This window comes from Aeromonas sp. DSM 116730 (assembly GCF_046581335.1).
Taxonomy (GTDB): Bacteria; Pseudomonadota; Gammaproteobacteria; order Enterobacterales; family Aeromonadaceae; genus Aeromonas; species Aeromonas rivipollensis.
In genome coordinates, this window is the sequence record NZ_CP144265.1 from 3,634,685 (window position 1) to 3,649,713 (window position 15,029).

Annotated in this window: 13 protein-coding genes; 4 read left to right on the forward strand and 9 right to left on the reverse strand. The window is 62.9% G+C overall.

Annotation, left to right across the window (positions count from 1 at the left end; genetic code table 11):
* Positions 1 to 48 precede the first annotated feature (48 nt).
* Positions 49 to 654, forward strand: coding sequence for an NAD(P)H-dependent oxidoreductase (locus Aeroheme_RS16635; protein WP_411166229.1), 606 nt, complete (start codon positions 49 to 51; stop codon positions 652 to 654).
* Between the two features lie 147 nt (positions 655 to 801).
* Complete coding sequence (locus Aeroheme_RS16640; protein WP_411166230.1) at positions 802 to 1,392, forward strand: MliC family protein; 591 nt, start codon at positions 802 to 804, stop codon at positions 1,390 to 1,392.
* Between the two features lie 61 nt (positions 1,393 to 1,453).
* Here Aeroheme_RS16640 and putP read toward each other — a convergent pair whose 3' ends face one another.
* From putP to Aeroheme_RS16680, 8 genes are all read right to left on the reverse strand, one after another.
* Positions 1,454 to 2,962 (reverse strand): sodium/proline symporter PutP, encoded by a 1,509-nt coding sequence (gene putP / locus Aeroheme_RS16645; RefSeq protein ID WP_168234444.1) that lies wholly within the window; start codon positions 2,960 to 2,962, stop codon positions 1,454 to 1,456.
* 274 nt (positions 2,963 to 3,236) lie between these two features.
* Complete coding sequence (locus Aeroheme_RS16650) at positions 3,237 to 4,163, reverse strand: L,D-transpeptidase family protein (protein ID WP_404840067.1); 927 nt, start codon at positions 4,161 to 4,163, stop codon at positions 3,237 to 3,239.
* 179 nt (positions 4,164 to 4,342) lie between these two features.
* On the reverse strand, positions 4,343 to 5,584 hold the full coding sequence (locus Aeroheme_RS16655) for a mechanosensitive ion channel family protein (RefSeq protein WP_042648913.1): 1,242 nt from the start codon (positions 5,582 to 5,584) through the stop codon (positions 4,343 to 4,345).
* A gap of 133 nt (positions 5,585 to 5,717) precedes the next feature.
* Positions 5,718 to 6,917 carry an acetate kinase gene (locus tag Aeroheme_RS16660; protein ID WP_042648912.1) on the reverse strand — a complete coding sequence of 400 codons (1,200 nt, stop codon included), beginning with the start codon at positions 6,915 to 6,917 and terminating at the stop codon, positions 5,718 to 5,720.
* A 321-nt stretch (positions 6,918 to 7,238) separates the two neighbouring features.
* Positions 7,239 to 7,709, reverse strand: coding sequence for a YhcH/YjgK/YiaL family protein (locus Aeroheme_RS16665; protein WP_411166231.1), 471 nt, complete (start codon positions 7,707 to 7,709; stop codon positions 7,239 to 7,241).
* Between the two features lie 300 nt (positions 7,710 to 8,009).
* Complete coding sequence (locus Aeroheme_RS16670) at positions 8,010 to 9,116, reverse strand: 1-acyl-sn-glycerol-3-phosphate acyltransferase (RefSeq protein ID WP_025325894.1); 1,107 nt, start codon at positions 9,114 to 9,116, stop codon at positions 8,010 to 8,012.
* Between the two features lie 221 nt (positions 9,117 to 9,337).
* Positions 9,338 to 9,889 carry a ribosomal protein S5-alanine N-acetyltransferase gene (gene rimJ / locus Aeroheme_RS16675; RefSeq protein WP_289985140.1) on the reverse strand — a complete coding sequence of 184 codons (552 nt, stop codon included), beginning with the start codon at positions 9,887 to 9,889 and terminating at the stop codon, positions 9,338 to 9,340.
* A 61-nt stretch (positions 9,890 to 9,950) separates the two neighbouring features.
* Positions 9,951 to 10,511 (reverse strand): GNAT family N-acetyltransferase, encoded by a 561-nt coding sequence (locus tag Aeroheme_RS16680; protein WP_411166232.1) that lies wholly within the window; start codon positions 10,509 to 10,511, stop codon positions 9,951 to 9,953.
* 348 nt (positions 10,512 to 10,859) lie between these two features.
* Between Aeroheme_RS16680 and Aeroheme_RS16685 the strand changes: the two genes are divergently transcribed.
* Complete coding sequence (locus tag Aeroheme_RS16685) at positions 10,860 to 12,632, forward strand: M4 family metallopeptidase (RefSeq protein ID WP_411166233.1); 1,773 nt, start codon at positions 10,860 to 10,862, stop codon at positions 12,630 to 12,632.
* A 48-nt stretch (positions 12,633 to 12,680) separates the two neighbouring features.
* Here Aeroheme_RS16685 and Aeroheme_RS16690 read toward each other — a convergent pair whose 3' ends face one another.
* Positions 12,681 to 13,580 carry a LysR family transcriptional regulator gene (locus tag Aeroheme_RS16690; RefSeq protein ID WP_290030751.1) on the reverse strand — a complete coding sequence of 300 codons (900 nt, stop codon included), beginning with the start codon at positions 13,578 to 13,580 and terminating at the stop codon, positions 12,681 to 12,683.
* A 208-nt stretch (positions 13,581 to 13,788) separates the two neighbouring features.
* Here Aeroheme_RS16690 and mdtH point away from each other — a divergent pair, with 208 nt between their 5' ends.
* Entirely contained in the window at positions 13,789 to 14,982 is a 1,194-nt protein-coding gene (gene mdtH, locus Aeroheme_RS16695; RefSeq protein WP_139746124.1) for a multidrug efflux MFS transporter MdtH, read from the forward strand.
* Positions 14,983 to 15,029: the final 47 nt, after the last annotated feature.

Genomic DNA, 15,029 nt, shown 5'->3' on the forward strand with positions numbered 1-15,029 from the left:
CCCATGGGACAAGGGGTGTAATGGGGGCTCACTTCAAGGAGCCACGCCATGACACCCAAGCTGCTTATCATCAACGGCAACCCCAAACCCGACAGCCTCTGCCATGCCCTGGCCAGAGAGTATGCCCGCAGCGCCGAGGAGGGCGGCGCAGAAGTCACCCTGCATCACGTGGGGGAGCTCGCCTTCGAGCCGGATCTGCACCATGGCTATGACGAGGCGCAGCCCCTCGAACCCGATCTGCTGGCATTGCAGCAGAGTCTGAAGCAGGCCCACCATCTGGTGATCGTCGCCCCCCTCTGGTGGGGCCACCTGCCGGCCCGGCTCAAGGGGTTGCTCGACAGAACGCTGCTCTCGGGGTTTGCCTTTCGCTATCAGAAGGGCAAGGCCCTTCCCGAGCGCCTGCTGGCGGGCAAGACGGCGCGCCTGCTGCTCACCATGGACAGCCCGCTCTGGTACTACCGCTGGTGGCTGGGCTCCCCCGTCGAGCGCACCCTCGACAAGCCCGTGCTGGGGCTCTGTGGCATCAAGCTGACCCATCGCCAGCATCTGGGGCCTGTCCATACCTCGGGCGAGCGGGAGCGACAGCGCTGGCTGGGCCGTGCCGAGGCTGCGGCTCGCCAGGATGTGCAGCGGCTGGCGCGGCGACGTACCTGAGTCAGGGCGGCGGCGTCCCTGGTGACTAGGGTTGTCGGCAGCGGGGCCCAAAGAGACGGACAAGCTTGCCTGGGGTGAAAAAGTCCTCGGCGGCCCGGCACCCTTGTGCTGTAGTAAGTGGGAATCCCCCTTGCTGGAGCCTTTTCGATGAACAAGATGTTGCTTGGCACCCTCGCCTTGATGCCGCTGCTGACCAGTGCCGCTACCCCTTCCTTTGACTGCGCCAAGGCCCACAGCGCGGCCGAGAAGCTTGTCTGCCAGGACGCCGGGCTGGCGGCGCTGGATAACGAACTCGCCGCCCTCTATCCCAAGGCGCTGGCTAATCTGTCGGCCGAGCAGCAGAAGACGGAGAAGGCGATGCAGCGCGGCTGGATCAAGGGACGCAACGAGTGCTGGAAAGAGAGCGACTCGCGCCAATGCGTGGAGGAGAGCTACCAGCTGCGCATCACAGAGTTGCAGATAAAGGGGGGCCAGCTGATGGTGCCCAGCCCGGTCGACTACCAGTGCGATGGCGAGATCCGGCTCTCGACCTACTTCTATCACGAGGCCAAGCGGCCCGCCGCCGTGATCAACCTGAGCGAGGGGGCGCAGCAGTCGCAGGTGCTCGCCTTTGAAGCCCCCAGCGCCAGCGGTGCCCGTTACGAGGGGCAGAATCTCACGCTGCTGACCAAGGGGAACGAGGCCAGGCTGGAGCGCTATGACCAACCCACCCGGCAGTGCCGGGTCAGCGGCCAATAAACCCGCGCCACCATGAAAAAGCCCCGCAGTTGCGGGGCTTCTTGTTTGCTGTCACAGGGGGTCATTTCACCGGGATGGCGTCAGGCATGGGAGTCTGGAACTCACGCTCTGCCTCGTCGAAGCGATCCAGCATGGCCTTGGAGGGCGCCTTGTCCAGCAGGCTGAACACCACTATGGCCAGGGTGGCGAAGACGAAGCCCGGGATGATTTCATACAGACCCAGCCAACCGAACTGCTTCCAGACGATGACGGTCAGGGCACCGGCCAGCATGCCTGCCAGGGCGCCGTTGCGGGTCATGCGCGACCAGAGCACCGAGAGCAGCACCACGGGACCGAAGGCGGCACCGAAGCCGGCCCAGGCGTAGCTCACCAGCCCCAGCACCCGGTTCTCCGGGTTCACCGCCACGGCGATGGCGATAAGCGAAATCACCAGCACCATGGCGCGGCCGACCCACACCAGCTCTTTCTGGGAGGCATTCTTGCGCAGGAAGGGCTTGTAGAGATCTTCGGTGATGGCGCTGGAGCAGACCAGCAACTGGCAGCTCAGCGTACTCATCACGGCCGCCAGTATGGCGGAGAGCAGCACGCCGGCAATCCAGGGGTTGAACAGTATCTTGGAGAGCTCGATGAAGACGCGCTCCGGGTTGGCGGTGACGCCGGCAGCCTGCTCGGTGAAGGTGGAGAAGTAGGAGAGGCCGAAGAAGCCGATGGCCACGGCGCCGCCCAGGCAGAACACCATCCAGGTCATGCTGATGCGACGGGCGCTGGCCATGGAGTGGTGGGAGTCCGCCGCCATGAAGCGCGCCAGTATGTGGGGCTGGCCGAAGTAGCCCAGGCCCCAGGCCATCAGGGAGATGATGGCGATGAAGTCCAGGTTCTTGAACATGTCGAGGTTGCTGGCATTCTGCGCCGCTACCTGCACCATGGCGGTGTCGATGCCGCCGACGGCGATGATGACGAACACCGGGGTCAGGATCAGGGCGAAGATCATCAGGGTGGCCTGCACCGTATCTGTCCAGCTCACCGCGAGGAAGCCGCCGAAGAAGGTGTAGGTGATGGTGGCCGCGGCACCGACCCAGAGGGCGGTGTCATAACTCATGCCGAAGGTGCTCTCGAACAGGCGGGCACCGGCCACCACGCCGGAGGCGCAGTAGATGGTGAAGAACAGCAGGATCACCAGGGCGGAGAGGATGCGCAGCACCCGGCTCTTGTCCTCGAAGCGGTAGGTGAAGTAGTCCGGCAGGGTCAGGGCGTTGCGGTTCTTCTCGGTGTGAACCCGCAGCCGACCGGCCACCCAACGCCAGTTGAAGTAGGCACCTATGGTGAGGCCGATGGCGATCCAGCTCTCGGAGATGCCGCCGATGAAGACGGCGCCAGGCAGGCCCATCAGGAGCCAGCCGCTCATGTCGGAGGCCCCGGCGGAGAGGGCTGTCACCCAGCTCCCCATGCGGCGGCCGCCGAGAATGTAGTCGTCAAAGTTACGGGTGGCGCGATAGGCGATGAAACCGATCAGGACCATACCCAGGATGTACACCAGGAAGGTGATGAGCATTGGGGTGCTAGCTGTCATTCAAAACTCCGTTATGTGACTCTTGTACCCGTTCTCGCGACGGGCTCTTCCTTAAAAAACCGGCCTAGATTAATCAGCAGATCGCCTGATCACAACCACTTTTAACAAATAAAAAACACAGAGAAAACGTTTCACACCTAATCAAGTAACCAATCAAGAGGGGTTAGGCCGGATTTTATCCCGACGGTGCAAGGAGTTACCCGGGCAGCCCCCTTCTTCTGCATCATAAAAAAGCCCCGACCTTGGCCGGGGCTCGACATCGAGGGCAAGCGGATCAGCGGTTGATGGCGATAGGCATGCCGCTGCGCTGCTCCAGGGCCTGCTTGACCAGCTGGGAATCGCTGTCGGCGTGGGCGATGAAACGGGTCACCGCGGTCGACATGGACAAGGGCGCCGGCAGGCTGGAGTTGAACTCCTCCTGGCTGCGGGAGAGCGGCTGGTGCACTTCCAGATAGCGGCTGCCATCCGGCTCGACCGAGGCCTTGATCGGCTGGTTCACGAACTGGACGCGGGTGCCGACCGGTACCTGCTTGAACAGATACTCGATGTCGTCGTTACGCAGCCGCACGCAGCCGTGGCTCACCCGCAGACCTATGCCGAACTGGGCATTGGTGCCGTGGATGGCGTACATCTTGCCGATGTAGAGCGCAAACAGCCCCATGGGGTTGTCCGGGCCGGCCGGCCAGACCGCAGGCAGGGTCTCGCCACGGGCGGCGTACTCGGCATGCATCTTGGCGGTTGGGGTCCAGGTCGGGCCCGCCTTCTTGCGCTGCACGCTGGTCACCCAGTCTTCCGGGGTGTCGGTGCCGAGCTGGCCTATGCCGATGGGCAGCACCTCCACCACCTTCTTGCCTTTCGGGTAGTAGTAGAGGCGCATCTCGGCGACGTTCAGCACTATACCCTCCCGGGGGGCATCCGGCAGGATCAGCTGGTGCGGCACGACCAGCTTCTCGCCCGCCTGCAGCAGCAGGGGATCCGCCTTGGGGTTGGCTTCCAGCATGTTGGTCAATCCCAGCTGGAACTTGGCGGCGACCGCTTCCAGGGGCTGGCCCGCCTCTTCGGCCGGCACCACGTATTCCAGGTTCTCGCCCACCAGGCGGCTGTTGGCCGCAGGCAGGGCATATTCGACGGCAAGCACGGGCATGGCGGTCAGGAGCAGGCTGCAGCACAGTGCAGCCGCCGTGTTGTGGAGGAGCTTCATAACTTTCCTGTGATATTGGGGTGATTCAGGACTCTGGCCAGGCCGGGGCGTGCGCGCCCGGGGCGAAGAGAAGGCCGCCATTTTTCTCCTCTGCACCGCAAATTTCAACCGACACGTGGTGACGGGTCGATGATTAATATGGCGTTTTCCCCTGGCCTCATCCTGTAACAAGGATCAAATCACCCGTTCTTCCAGGCATGCATGTCATAACCGGTTGGCGATTGATGCAACCGCAGATGAAATTGCCCGATAATGGCGAATATATGGTCGAATATATCGGCCTGGATCCCTTCGTAATCGGCCCAGGCGGTGGTCGCCGTGAAGCAGTAGATCTCCAGGGGCAGGCCGTCGGAAGTCGGTGCCAGCTGGCGCACCATCAGGGTCATGTCCTTGCGAATGCCGGAATGGGCGTGCAAATAGGCATCCAGGTAGGCGCGCAGGGTGCCGAGGTTGGTGAGGTGACGGCCATTGATGGGGCAGCTGATGGCGTCGCTGAGCTGCTGGTTGTAGCTGCTCAGCTCCTGCTCCTTGCGGCTGAGATAGGGGGCCAGCAATTTGGCCTGCTTGAGTGTCAGCTGCTCCTCGGCGGTCAGGAAGCGCACGCTGGTCATGTCGATGTTGACGCTGCGCTTGATGCGCCGGCCACCGGATTCCGTCATCCCCTGCCAGTTCTTGAAGGAGTCGGAGATGAGGGCATAGGTGGGAATGGTGGTGATGGTTTTGTCCCAGTTCGACACCTTGACCGTGGTGAGGCCGATGTCGGTCACCTCGCCATCGGCTCCGTACTTGTCCATCTGCAGCCAGTCACCGACGCTCAGCATGCGGTTGGCGGAGAGCTGGATCCCGGCCACCAGACCGAGGATGGGGTCCTTGAACACCAGCATCAGTACCGCAGTCATGGCCCCCAGGCCGCTGAACAGGAAGAGCGGCGACTTGCCGAGCAGCAGGGCTATCATCAGGATGCCGACCAGTATGCTGGCCACCAGTTTCACCCCCTGGAAGATGCCGCGAAGGGGCAGATCCCGTCCGAGCCGGGTATAGCGGCTCACCGACAGCAGGCAGTCGAGCAGAGCGAACAGGGCAAGCAGCAGGAACAGCAGGATCCAGAGCTGGGCCAGCATCTCGATAAGCTGCAGGCTGTCGGATGCCTTGGGCAGCCAGATCTCCGCCTGACCGAGCAGCACGGCCCCCTGCAGTACCAGGGCGAGCCGGTAGAAGAGCCGCTGCTGCAACTGGGGCGGCAGCCACACCTGCTTGGTCTTGCCGAGCAGCCCCACCAGGCGCACCAGCAGGATGCGGTGCAGCACCAGGTGCAGTGCCAATGCGGTCAGCACGATGAAGCTCAGGGCGATCACCAGCGCCATCATGGCGGTGACCTCCACCCCGAGACCGGACAACCAGTTGAAAAATATCTCCTTCATCTCTACCTCTGCGACGTGAAACTGCCGTCAGGGTACGTATCTGGCCCCTCATGTCAAATGACAGCTTGCTCAATGTGCCGCTGAAACAACAACGCCCGGCACAGGCCGGGCGTTGTTTCGGTGCGAGGGGGCTTTAGCCGACCAGGCTCAGGGCATCGCGGGCGATGACCAGCTCTTCGTTGGTGGGCATCACCAGGGCCAGGCGGCTGCCTTCGGCCGTGATGGGGCCTTCACCGCCCAGCACGGCGGCGTTGTTGGCCTCTTTATCGACCTTGAAGCCGAACAGGGCCAGACGCGCCAGCACCATCTCGCGCACCATGGCGGCGTTCTCGCCGATCCCGCCGGTGAACACCAGGGCGTCCAGGCGACCGTCCATGGCGGCGGCATAGGCCCCGACATACTTGGCTACCCGGTAGGTGAACACATCCAGCGCCCGCTTGGCGCCGGCGTCGGTGGCGTAGTTGGTGGTGACATAGCGGCAGTCGCTGCTCACCTCTGTCATCCCCAGCAGACCGGACTCGCGGGTCAGCACATGGTTGATCTCGTCCACGCTGTAGCCGAGCTGGTCGTGCATGAAGAAGACCACGGCGGGATCGATGTCGCCGGAGCGGGTGCCCATCGCCAGCCCTTCCAGCGGAGTCAGGCCCATGGAGGTATCGACGGACTCGCCGTTCTTGATGGCGCAGACGGAGGCACCGTTGCCCAGGTGGCAGTTGATGATGTTGAGCTCGGACAGCGGCTTGCCCAGCGCCTTGGCGGTCTCTTCGGCGATGAAGCGGTGGGAGGTGCCGTGGGCGCCGTAACGACGGATGCCGTTCTCCTGATAGAGCTTGTAGGGCAGCGCGTAGAGGTAGGCTTCCTGCGGCAAGGTCTGGTGGAAGGCGGTGTCGAACACGGCCACGTTTTTCTCGGCCAGGGCCGGGAAGACCTTGAGGGCGGCACGGATGCCGATGAGGTGCGCCGGGTTGTGCAGGGGGGCGAACGGAATGGCGGCCTCGATGCCGGCTATCACGCCATCATCGATGCGAACGGAGCGGGAGAACTGCTCGCCACCGTGCACGATGCGATGGCCGATCGCGACCAGCTGCTCGGCGAGTGTCGGATCCTGGGGCAGGATGTGGCCAACTATGTGGTCAAGGGCGGCCTGGTGCGCGGCACCGGCGCCCAGCATGGCTTCGCCCTTGACTCCGTGGAGTTTCCATTTGATACGTGCGTCATCCAGATTGAAGCATTCGGCCAGGCCGGACAGCATGTCCTCACCTGTTTCGGCGTCCATTACGGCAAATTTCAGGGAAGAGCTACCGCAGTTAAGGATCAATACCAACTTGCTCATGTTCTACATCTTCCTGTGCTTCGGCTTTATGCCGACAGTGTCGTGTCATCCAACATGGATGGGATTCCCCTGCCGGGGGCGTTATGGTCGCAGGAAAGTGCGCCCAATTTTTCAAACTGTCTGGCGCCGACCATTGTCTGGCGCGCTCATCTTTCTCAAACTCTCTGGCACCGACCCATAGTCTGGCGCGCTCATCTTTCTCAAACGCTCTGGTGCAGACCCGGAGGCTGGCGCGAACATCGAATCGTCAATGCGGGACAGGCCAGCGCCCATTCGACGCGGCCCTGTCCTGGCGGGTGCCCGGGCACCCGGCGCTGCGGCTCAGACCGAGCTCAGCAGCGACTGGTGGACCTTGACAACCAGCTTCTTCACCAAGCCTGGGGTAGTCAGGGTACAGAGAGGGCGATGCAGTTCTCCCGGCCAGAAGATGGCAAAGTCGCCGGGCTGCAACGCCAGATAACTGGTCTGGTCGTCATCGACGAACCAGAGATCGGGGTGGGGATGATCGGCGCCGTCGCTCACATAGGCATGGGGCCCTACGCCGATCCACTCCTCCCCCCGCAGCAGCAGCTGGATATCCAGATACTGCTCATGAAACTCGCCGCGGCGATCCGCGACCGGCTCGGTCGGCTCTTCGCTCACCAGACAGAACAGCTTGAGGCCGTCTATGTCCTGCTTGCCAAGGGGCGCCTCACGCCAGTGGGCAAGGCTCTTCACCACCTCGGCCATGATGCGGGCCAGCGGCGCGGGCAAGGGGGTGCGTTGCAAGGTATCCAGACTGCCGGTGATCATGGGGTTCGCATCCTTAGGTATATCTGCCGTCTATCTTTGTCCATCAATGAAAAAGGACCCCTAAAGGTCCTTATTCTGCGTCGCCTGCCATCCGTGCAGACTCGAAGAGCGCCTGGTTCATCTTGTTGGCGCCGGGTCACTGTTGCACAGTCGCCCGCCCCTTGCCAAGAGTTACCCGCTCATTTACCCGATGATCGTACCAGTTGAAACAATATTATTCACTAGTCCATTGCCACCGACTTTGACCAGACGCAAAAACGGGAGCATCTGCTCCCGTTTTTTTCACCGAATCGGCGTCATTCAAACCTTGCTGGCGTTCTCCACCGGCTTGGCATACATGGCACGCCAGATTGCCTTATGTTCTTCCGGCACTTCCGACTGACGGGTCAGGAAGGCTGTCTGCTCTATGGTGCTGGCCTTGCCGGGCACATCCGCGGCCAGGTAGTTGCCGGGGAAGAGGCGATAGCTGCTCCAGATCGCCTTGTCGATCAGCGCGGCCAGTTCGTCCGGATCGCTGAAGCCCTCGGTAATGGGGGCGCCGAAGGAGACATGTACCCGCCCCTTCTGGCCGACGATGCCGGCGACTATGCTCTCGATGTCCTCGAACTCGCCCTTCTCGTAGCTGCCGTTGACCGACTTCTCGTAGAGCTCCCGCGCCTTGGCCTTGTCGGTGGGATCCACCTCGTAGCTGATGCTGACCGGCACTATGTTGAGGCTGCGCATGTAATCGACGAAGTCGATCTTCTGCTTCTTGCCGTCCACATAGAACATCTTGAGGATGGCCGGATCCGTCTTGTCGTCCCCGTTCTTGGCGCGCCCTTCCTTCTGGGCGATCCAGATGGAGTGCCCTTCGTGCACCGACTGGCCTATGTAGGCCGACAGCTCGCCGAGGGCCTTCATCATCTCCCGCGGCCCCTTGGCGGAGCGCTTGACGATGAAGCTCTTGTTGAGCTTCATCAGCTCGGTGGCACAGGGCTTGCGCAGCAGGTTGTCACCGATGGCGATGCGCACCGTATCGAAGCCATGGGTGTGCAGCCCCCAGTTGACGAAGGCCGGATCCATGGCGATGTCCCTGTGGTTGGAAACGAACAGGTAGCCCTGCTCCTTCTTCAGATGCTCGAGACCGGAGAAGCTCACCCCCTGGGTGGAGGTGGCTATCATGCGACTCATGTAGCGGGTCACCCCCATCTGCACCTGATGGATGGTGCTGACCTTGGCCCACTTGTGGCGCAGGAACTGGCGGATCAGCGGGCGAATGGCCCAGCCCAGCCAGCTCATCAGGGAACCGAAACGGTATTTGGCGATGGCGCCGATAAACTCGTCATCCTGGATCAGCCGCTCGATGGCAGCCGGCACTTCGTCATCGCGATAGGGGCGAATGTCCGCGAATCTATCTACTTCTGTCACAATGTCAGCCTTGCATGTATGGAGTCGCGACCAGCTGCTGCTGGCCGGGAAAATTCAGGGCGCAATTTTACACGCTTTTGGGGTCAGGGGTATGAGAGGCATACAGATAGTGCGATCTTGCCGTGAAAAAGCCGCCAAATCATGGGGAGCCAGGATCCAGGACGGCCTGCGCCCATGGATTGGCGAGGAACTGGTCCCGCACTAAGAAAGCCACATGCTCCTCAACCGGCCGGATTGAGCAGCGCTGTGAGGACATGGTCCTCCCAGCGGCCGTTGATCATCAGGTAGTCCCGGGCATAGCCTTCCTGCTCGAACCCGAGACGCGCCAGCAGGGCGCCACTGCGCCGGTTCACCGGCATGTAGCTTGCCATGATGCGGTGCAGGTCGCGCTCCCGAAACAGGTAGTCGATGCCGGCGGCCACCACCTCCTGCATCAGCCCCTGCCCCTCATGATCCTGGTCGATGGCATAGCCCAGATGGCATGCCTTGAACATGCCCATCATGATGTGGGTGAAATTGCAGGTGGCGAGCACCCGCTCCCCTTTGGGATCGAGCGCCACCAGTTGCACGGCGCTGCCGTCGAAAAACTGGCCATAACCGTCGCGCAGCCGCCCCTGCCAGTGACCCAGGGTATAGAAGCTCTCGTCCCGTCTCGGCTCCCAGGGCTGCAGATGGGTGCGGTTGCGCCGGTAGAAATCCAGCATCAGCTCGGCCCGCTCCGGGGGCAGGACGGTCAGCCGGGTGCGGGCCGTGGTGATATGGGGCAGGGTCAGCACTGTGCCTCCCCATACTGGCCATGCAGGGTGCCAGCGACCGGGCTGGGCCGGGACCCCATCAGTAATCCCTTTCCCGCAGCCTGAGCCAGTCATCTCGCAGCAGACCATAGTGGACATGATCCACTACCCTGTCCGCCAGCCGCTCCGCCCGCCGGGTGATCCCCTCCTGCTGCATGCCGAGCCGCTCGCACACAGCCCGGCTGGGCTCGTTCTCCAGCGCGGCGCTGATCTCCACCTTCTCCATCCCCATCTCCTCGAAGGCGTGATGGATCAGGGCCTGACAGGCCCGGGTGATGATGCCATTGCCCTGCCAGCGCTCCGCCAGCCAGTAGCCGATGCTGACCTTGGCCAGCCCCTGATCGATCTGGTTGTAACCGATGACACCGACCACCTCCCCCTGATACTCGATGGCGGTGGTCAGCCCCTCGCCTCGGGAAAATTTCTCGATGGCGTGGCGAATGAAGGTGGCGCTGTCGGAGGGCTGCTGGATATGGGGCACCCAGGGCAGCCACTGGGAGAGATAGTCGCGATTGCGCTGACAGAGGCGAAAGAGTTCGCTGGCCATGTCGGGCTGCAGAAACAGGAGCGCCAGCTCGTCATCCAGTTGCCATGAAAACATTGCTCCTCCCCCGCCTTTGGTCCGGCATCCGCCGTCATGGGAGCCAATGTAGTCAATCAATCCCTTGTTTGCCAAGGACTTTCGGCGCCTTCAACCGGCAGGCAATCCCTATATGGATGTGCCCATTTGGGCACTGTTTTGTACCTTGCAGCAATCAGCCCTTCCCTTGGCACAAGTCACCCTATTCATGACGAATTTCAGCAGTCACAAATGGCAACAGTCAGATCTGCTATGCCTTTATGCTGCTCTGTCACATATGACAGGCAGTTATTTCAGACCGGCGCACTAGTGTAAGAGCGCCGGGCAACGGACCCGGCGTGCAATCTTCATCGACTAAGGAAAGACGAGATGAACAAAGTCTATTTGGCCGTGGTACTGGCCTGCTGGGGAAGCGCCGCCATGGCGGCAGAACAGGTGGAAGTGAACCAGGTCTCAGACCTGACCGGCGCTGTGAGCGGCGCCGCCAGGATAGGCGCCCTCGCCACAGGGGATGGCGAGTTTCGCCAGGTACGGGTCGTCAAGCTGCCCAACGGCCAGCAGCGGGTGCGTTATGAGCAGACCTGGCAAGGCATCCCGGTCTGGGGTCAGGTGGTGGTGGCGGAGCAATCTCCCGCGGGTCAGGTGAATCAGGTTTCCGGCCGGGTGCTGCGCCAGATCGGCGCCGACGTCGCCAGCCCCACGGCGGCGCTCTCCCCCACCGATGCCGCCCTCAAGGCCCGCGCCGGTGCCAAGGGCAGCAACGAGCAGGTCAAACTGTTCGTGATGCAGGACGACGCCGGTCAGGCCCGTCTGGTCTATCTGGTCTCCTGGCTCGCGGCAAGCGATAAGCCGAGCCGTCCCTTCGTGATGCTCGATGCCCAGAGCGGCACCGAGATCAAGCGCTGGGAGGGGATCAATCACCAGGACGCCACAGGCCCTGGCGGCAACCTCAAGACCGGCAAGTACTTCTATGGCGCCGATTTTGGTCCCCTCAAGGTGGACGACAGCTGCCGCATGAGCAGCACCAACGTGGACACCATCAACCTCAATCACGCCACCAGTGGGGGCGCAGTGCACCAGTTCAGCTGCCCGGAAAACAGGGTCAAGGAGATCAACGGCGCCTACTCCCCCCTCAACGATGCCCACTACTTCGGCAACGTGGTGTTCGACATGTACCGCAACTGGTACAACACGGCGCCGCTCAGCTTCAAGCTCAAGATGCGGGTGCACTACGGCCGCAACTACGAAAACGCCTTCTGGGACGGCAGCCAGATGACCTTCGGCGACGGTGCCACCACCTTCTATCCGCTGGTGAGCCTGGATGTGGCGGCCCACGAGGTGAGCCACGGCTTCACCGAGCAGAACTCGGGACTGGTCTACTCGGGTCAGTCGGGCGGCATCAACGAGGCCTTCTCCGACATGGCGGGGGAAGCGGCCGAGAATTACATGAAGGGCAGCAACGACTGGCTGGTGGGGGCCCAGATCTTCAAGGGCAACGGCTCTCTGCGCTACTTCGAGGATCCGACCCGGGATGGCAGCTCCATCGGCCATGCCAGCGATTACTATGACGGCATCGACGTGCACCACAGCTCCGGGGTCTACAACCGCGCCTTCTACCTGCTGGCCAACACCGGCGGCTGGAACACCCGCAAGGCATTCGAGGTGTTCGTGCTGGCAAACCGCCTCTACTGGGGGGCCAACACCAGTTTCGATCAGGGCGCCTGCGGCGTGACCAGGGCGGCTACCGATCTCGGCTACAGCCTGACCGACGTGGCGGCGGCCTTTACCACTGTGGGGGTCAATGCCTCCTGTGGTGGCACCACGCCGCAACCCGGCAGTGTGCTGCAAAATGGGGTACCGGTGAGCGGTCTATCCGCCGCCAAGGGTGGCAAGCTGAACTTCACCATTGAGGTGCCGACCGGCAAGAGCCAGTTGGTGGTGACCAGCAGCGGCGGCAGCGGGGATGCGGATCTCTACGTGAAATTCGGCTCGGCCCCGACCAGCAGCAGCTATGACTGCCGCCCCTACAAGAGCGGCAACGCCGAGACCTGCACCCTGAACGCACCCAAGGCCGGCACCTGGCACGTGCAGCTGAGCGGTTTCGGTGCCTTCTCGGGGGTGAGCCTCAAGGCCAGCTACTGATCCCGAATGTCAGTGAAGAGAGAGCGCCGGACTTGTCCGGCGCTTTTTTCATGTGGGTTTGCCCGACCAGCGCCTGGCCAGAGTCCGCGCCGCCTCCAGCACCCGCTCCTTGGCGGGGTTGGGCCGCTTGCCGCTACGCCAGGCCATCATCACGTCCCAATGATCCGGCGGCAGATCCGTCACATCCAGTTTCACCAGGCGACCGAACTCCAGATCCCGGGTGATGGCGAGCGCCGGCATCAGGGTGATGAAGCCGTGCTCTAGCGCCAGCTCCCGCGCCGCACTGGCGGGCTGGATGGCGTGCAGCGGGCTGGCCACCTGGCGCAGCAGCCGCAGTTGCAGGATCAGCTCGTCGCAGCCTGTGCCCCACTGCTGGGGGGCCAGCCGCTCGTTGGCGATGTCCTGCAGGGTCAGCCCCTGCCGTCCGGCCAGCGGGTGGGTGGCGCAGGCCACGGCTATGATGGGGGAGCGATAGAGCAGCTCGAGCTGGATGCCGGCGATGGCGGGACACTTGAGGATGAAGCCGACATCGGTTTCCCCGGTCAGCAGCTCCTGCATGATGACGCCGGAGTGATCCGTGCTGCAGCGGATCTCGAAGGCCTCGTCCACCAGGGCCAGCAGCAAGGGACCAAACACGACCGTGGTCAGGGAGGGAAGGCAGGAGAGCCGGATCCGCGGCAGGGCGGGCGCCCCCTGCATCGCCAGCCGCCCCCCTTCCAGAGCACTCAAAGCGCTGGTGGCCGCTGGCAGGAACTGCTCGCAGGCCGGTGTGGGGGTGGCGCCACGGCGGTGACGGCGGAACAGGGACTGGCCCAGTTCCTGCTCCAGCACGGCGATCCGCTGGCTGACCATGGGTTGTGACCAGCCGCGAATGGCCGCCACCTTGCTGAAGCTGCCACGGTTGGCCACATCCAGCAGCAATTGCAAATCGTCGAGTGTCACAGCCATAACCAAATCCAATATGAAATATAGCCAGTTGTCGGCTACCACTATATCTGGAGCCCCACCAGAATAGCAGCATCAATCGTCGTGAAATGGCAGAACGCCAGCGAGTCAGGGACTTATCGTCGCCCTTGGCTCTGTTTGGTGACGGCGCCATTCGGATAATGAGTACACAACAAATAATGTCATCGAAGCAAGCAGGGGTATAAGGGTCATGGTGGAGCGGGCGAGGCGGTTGGGGCGGTGGTTCTTGGCATTGGATTCCCTCTTGGTGATCCTGGGGTTCTTCGTGGTGATGCCCATGATAAGCCTGCGATTCGTGGACCAGCTTGGCTGGGCCGCCGGTGTGGTCGGGCTGGCGCTGGGCCTGCGTCAATTGACCCAGCAGGGGCTGGGGGTCTTCGGCGGCTCCCTCGCCGACAAGTTCGGGGCTCGCCCCCTCATCGTCTGCGGCATGTTGCTGCGGGCGCTGGGCTTTGCCAGCCTGGCCTACGCCCAGAGCGGGCTTGAACTCATCGTCTCCTGCATCATCTCGGGGCTAGGCGGCTGCCTGTTCGATCCCCCCCGCGCCGCCCTGGTGATCAAGTTCACCCGCCCGCGGGAGCGCGGCCGCTACATCTCCCTGCTGATGATGCTGGAGAGCGCCGGCGCCGTAGTGGGGGCCCTGCTCGGCAGCTGGCTGCTCAACTTCGACTTTGAATATGTCTGCCTGCTGGGGGCCGGCCTGTTCGTCTGCGCGGCCCTGTGCAACCTGCTGATCCTGCCCCCCTACAAGCTCTCCCTGCGCCCGACGCCGATCCGGACAGGCTTGGGTCAGGTGCTGGCGGACAAGGCCTTCTGCCGGCTGGTGCTGATCCTGAGCGGCTACTACGCACTCTGGGTGCAGGTGATGCTGATCTTCCCCATCCTGGTCAAGCAGATGGCGGGCAGCACCACGGCGGTGGGCTGGATGTATACCCTGGAGACGGCCATCTCCCTGGCCCTGCTCTACCCCCTTGCCCGTTACGGCGAGCGCCACTTCAAGCTGGAAAACCGCCTGATGGCGGGGGTATTGCTGATGACGGCGGGGATAGGGCTGGTGGCCTTTGCCACCACCCTGCCCGCCGTCTTCATGCTGCTTGCCTGCTTCTATCTCGGCATCGTCATCGCCGAGCCAGCGCGGGAGACGCTCATGACCAAGCTGGCCCAGCCGGGTGCGCGCGGCAGCTACATGGGGTTCAGTCGCCTGGGTCTGGCGCTGGGTGGCATGACGGGTTACGTGGGGGGCGGCGCCCTGCACGACTACGCCATGGCCCAGGGACAACCCTGGCTGCCCTGGTTGGTGCTCGGCACCGTCGGCGTCACCACCCTGCTGCTGCTGGTGAACTGCTTTCAGCGCGATTCCCGTCTGGCCCAGGTCAATGCCTGATCCTTGAGCACCCAATGCTGATGACCCCGGGGCGCCCCTCGTGCGAG

What these genes read in the sequence shown, in the direction of transcription:
- Aeroheme_RS16635 (WP_411166229.1), top strand. Translation starts at nt 49, where the DNA reads ATGACACCCAAGCTGCTTATCATCAACGGCAACCCCAAACCCGACAGC.
- Aeroheme_RS16640 (WP_411166230.1), top strand. Translation starts at nt 802, where the DNA reads ATGAACAAGATGTTGCTTGGCACCCTCGCCTTGATGCCGCTGCTGACC.
- putP (WP_168234444.1), bottom strand. Translation starts at nt 2,962, where the DNA reads ATGACAGCTAGCACCCCAATGCTCATCACCTTCCTGGTGTACATCCTG.
- Aeroheme_RS16650 (WP_404840067.1), bottom strand. Translation starts at nt 4,163, where the DNA reads ATGAAGCTCCTCCACAACACGGCGGCTGCACTGTGCTGCAGCCTGCTC.
- Aeroheme_RS16655 (WP_042648913.1), bottom strand. Translation starts at nt 5,584, where the DNA reads ATGAAGGAGATATTTTTCAACTGGTTGTCCGGTCTCGGGGTGGAGGTC.
- Aeroheme_RS16660 (WP_042648912.1), bottom strand. Translation starts at nt 6,917, where the DNA reads ATGAGCAAGTTGGTATTGATCCTTAACTGCGGTAGCTCTTCCCTGAAA.
- Aeroheme_RS16665 (WP_411166231.1), bottom strand. Translation starts at nt 7,709, where the DNA reads ATGATCACCGGCAGTCTGGATACCTTGCAACGCACCCCCTTGCCCGCG.
- Aeroheme_RS16680 (WP_411166232.1), bottom strand. Translation starts at nt 10,511, where the DNA reads ATGTTTTCATGGCAACTGGATGACGAGCTGGCGCTCCTGTTTCTGCAG.
- Aeroheme_RS16685 (WP_411166233.1), top strand. Translation starts at nt 10,860, where the DNA reads ATGAACAAAGTCTATTTGGCCGTGGTACTGGCCTGCTGGGGAAGCGCC.
- Aeroheme_RS16690 (WP_290030751.1), bottom strand. Translation starts at nt 13,580, where the DNA reads ATGGCTGTGACACTCGACGATTTGCAATTGCTGCTGGATGTGGCCAAC.
- mdtH (WP_139746124.1), top strand. Translation starts at nt 13,789, where the DNA reads ATGGTGGAGCGGGCGAGGCGGTTGGGGCGGTGGTTCTTGGCATTGGAT.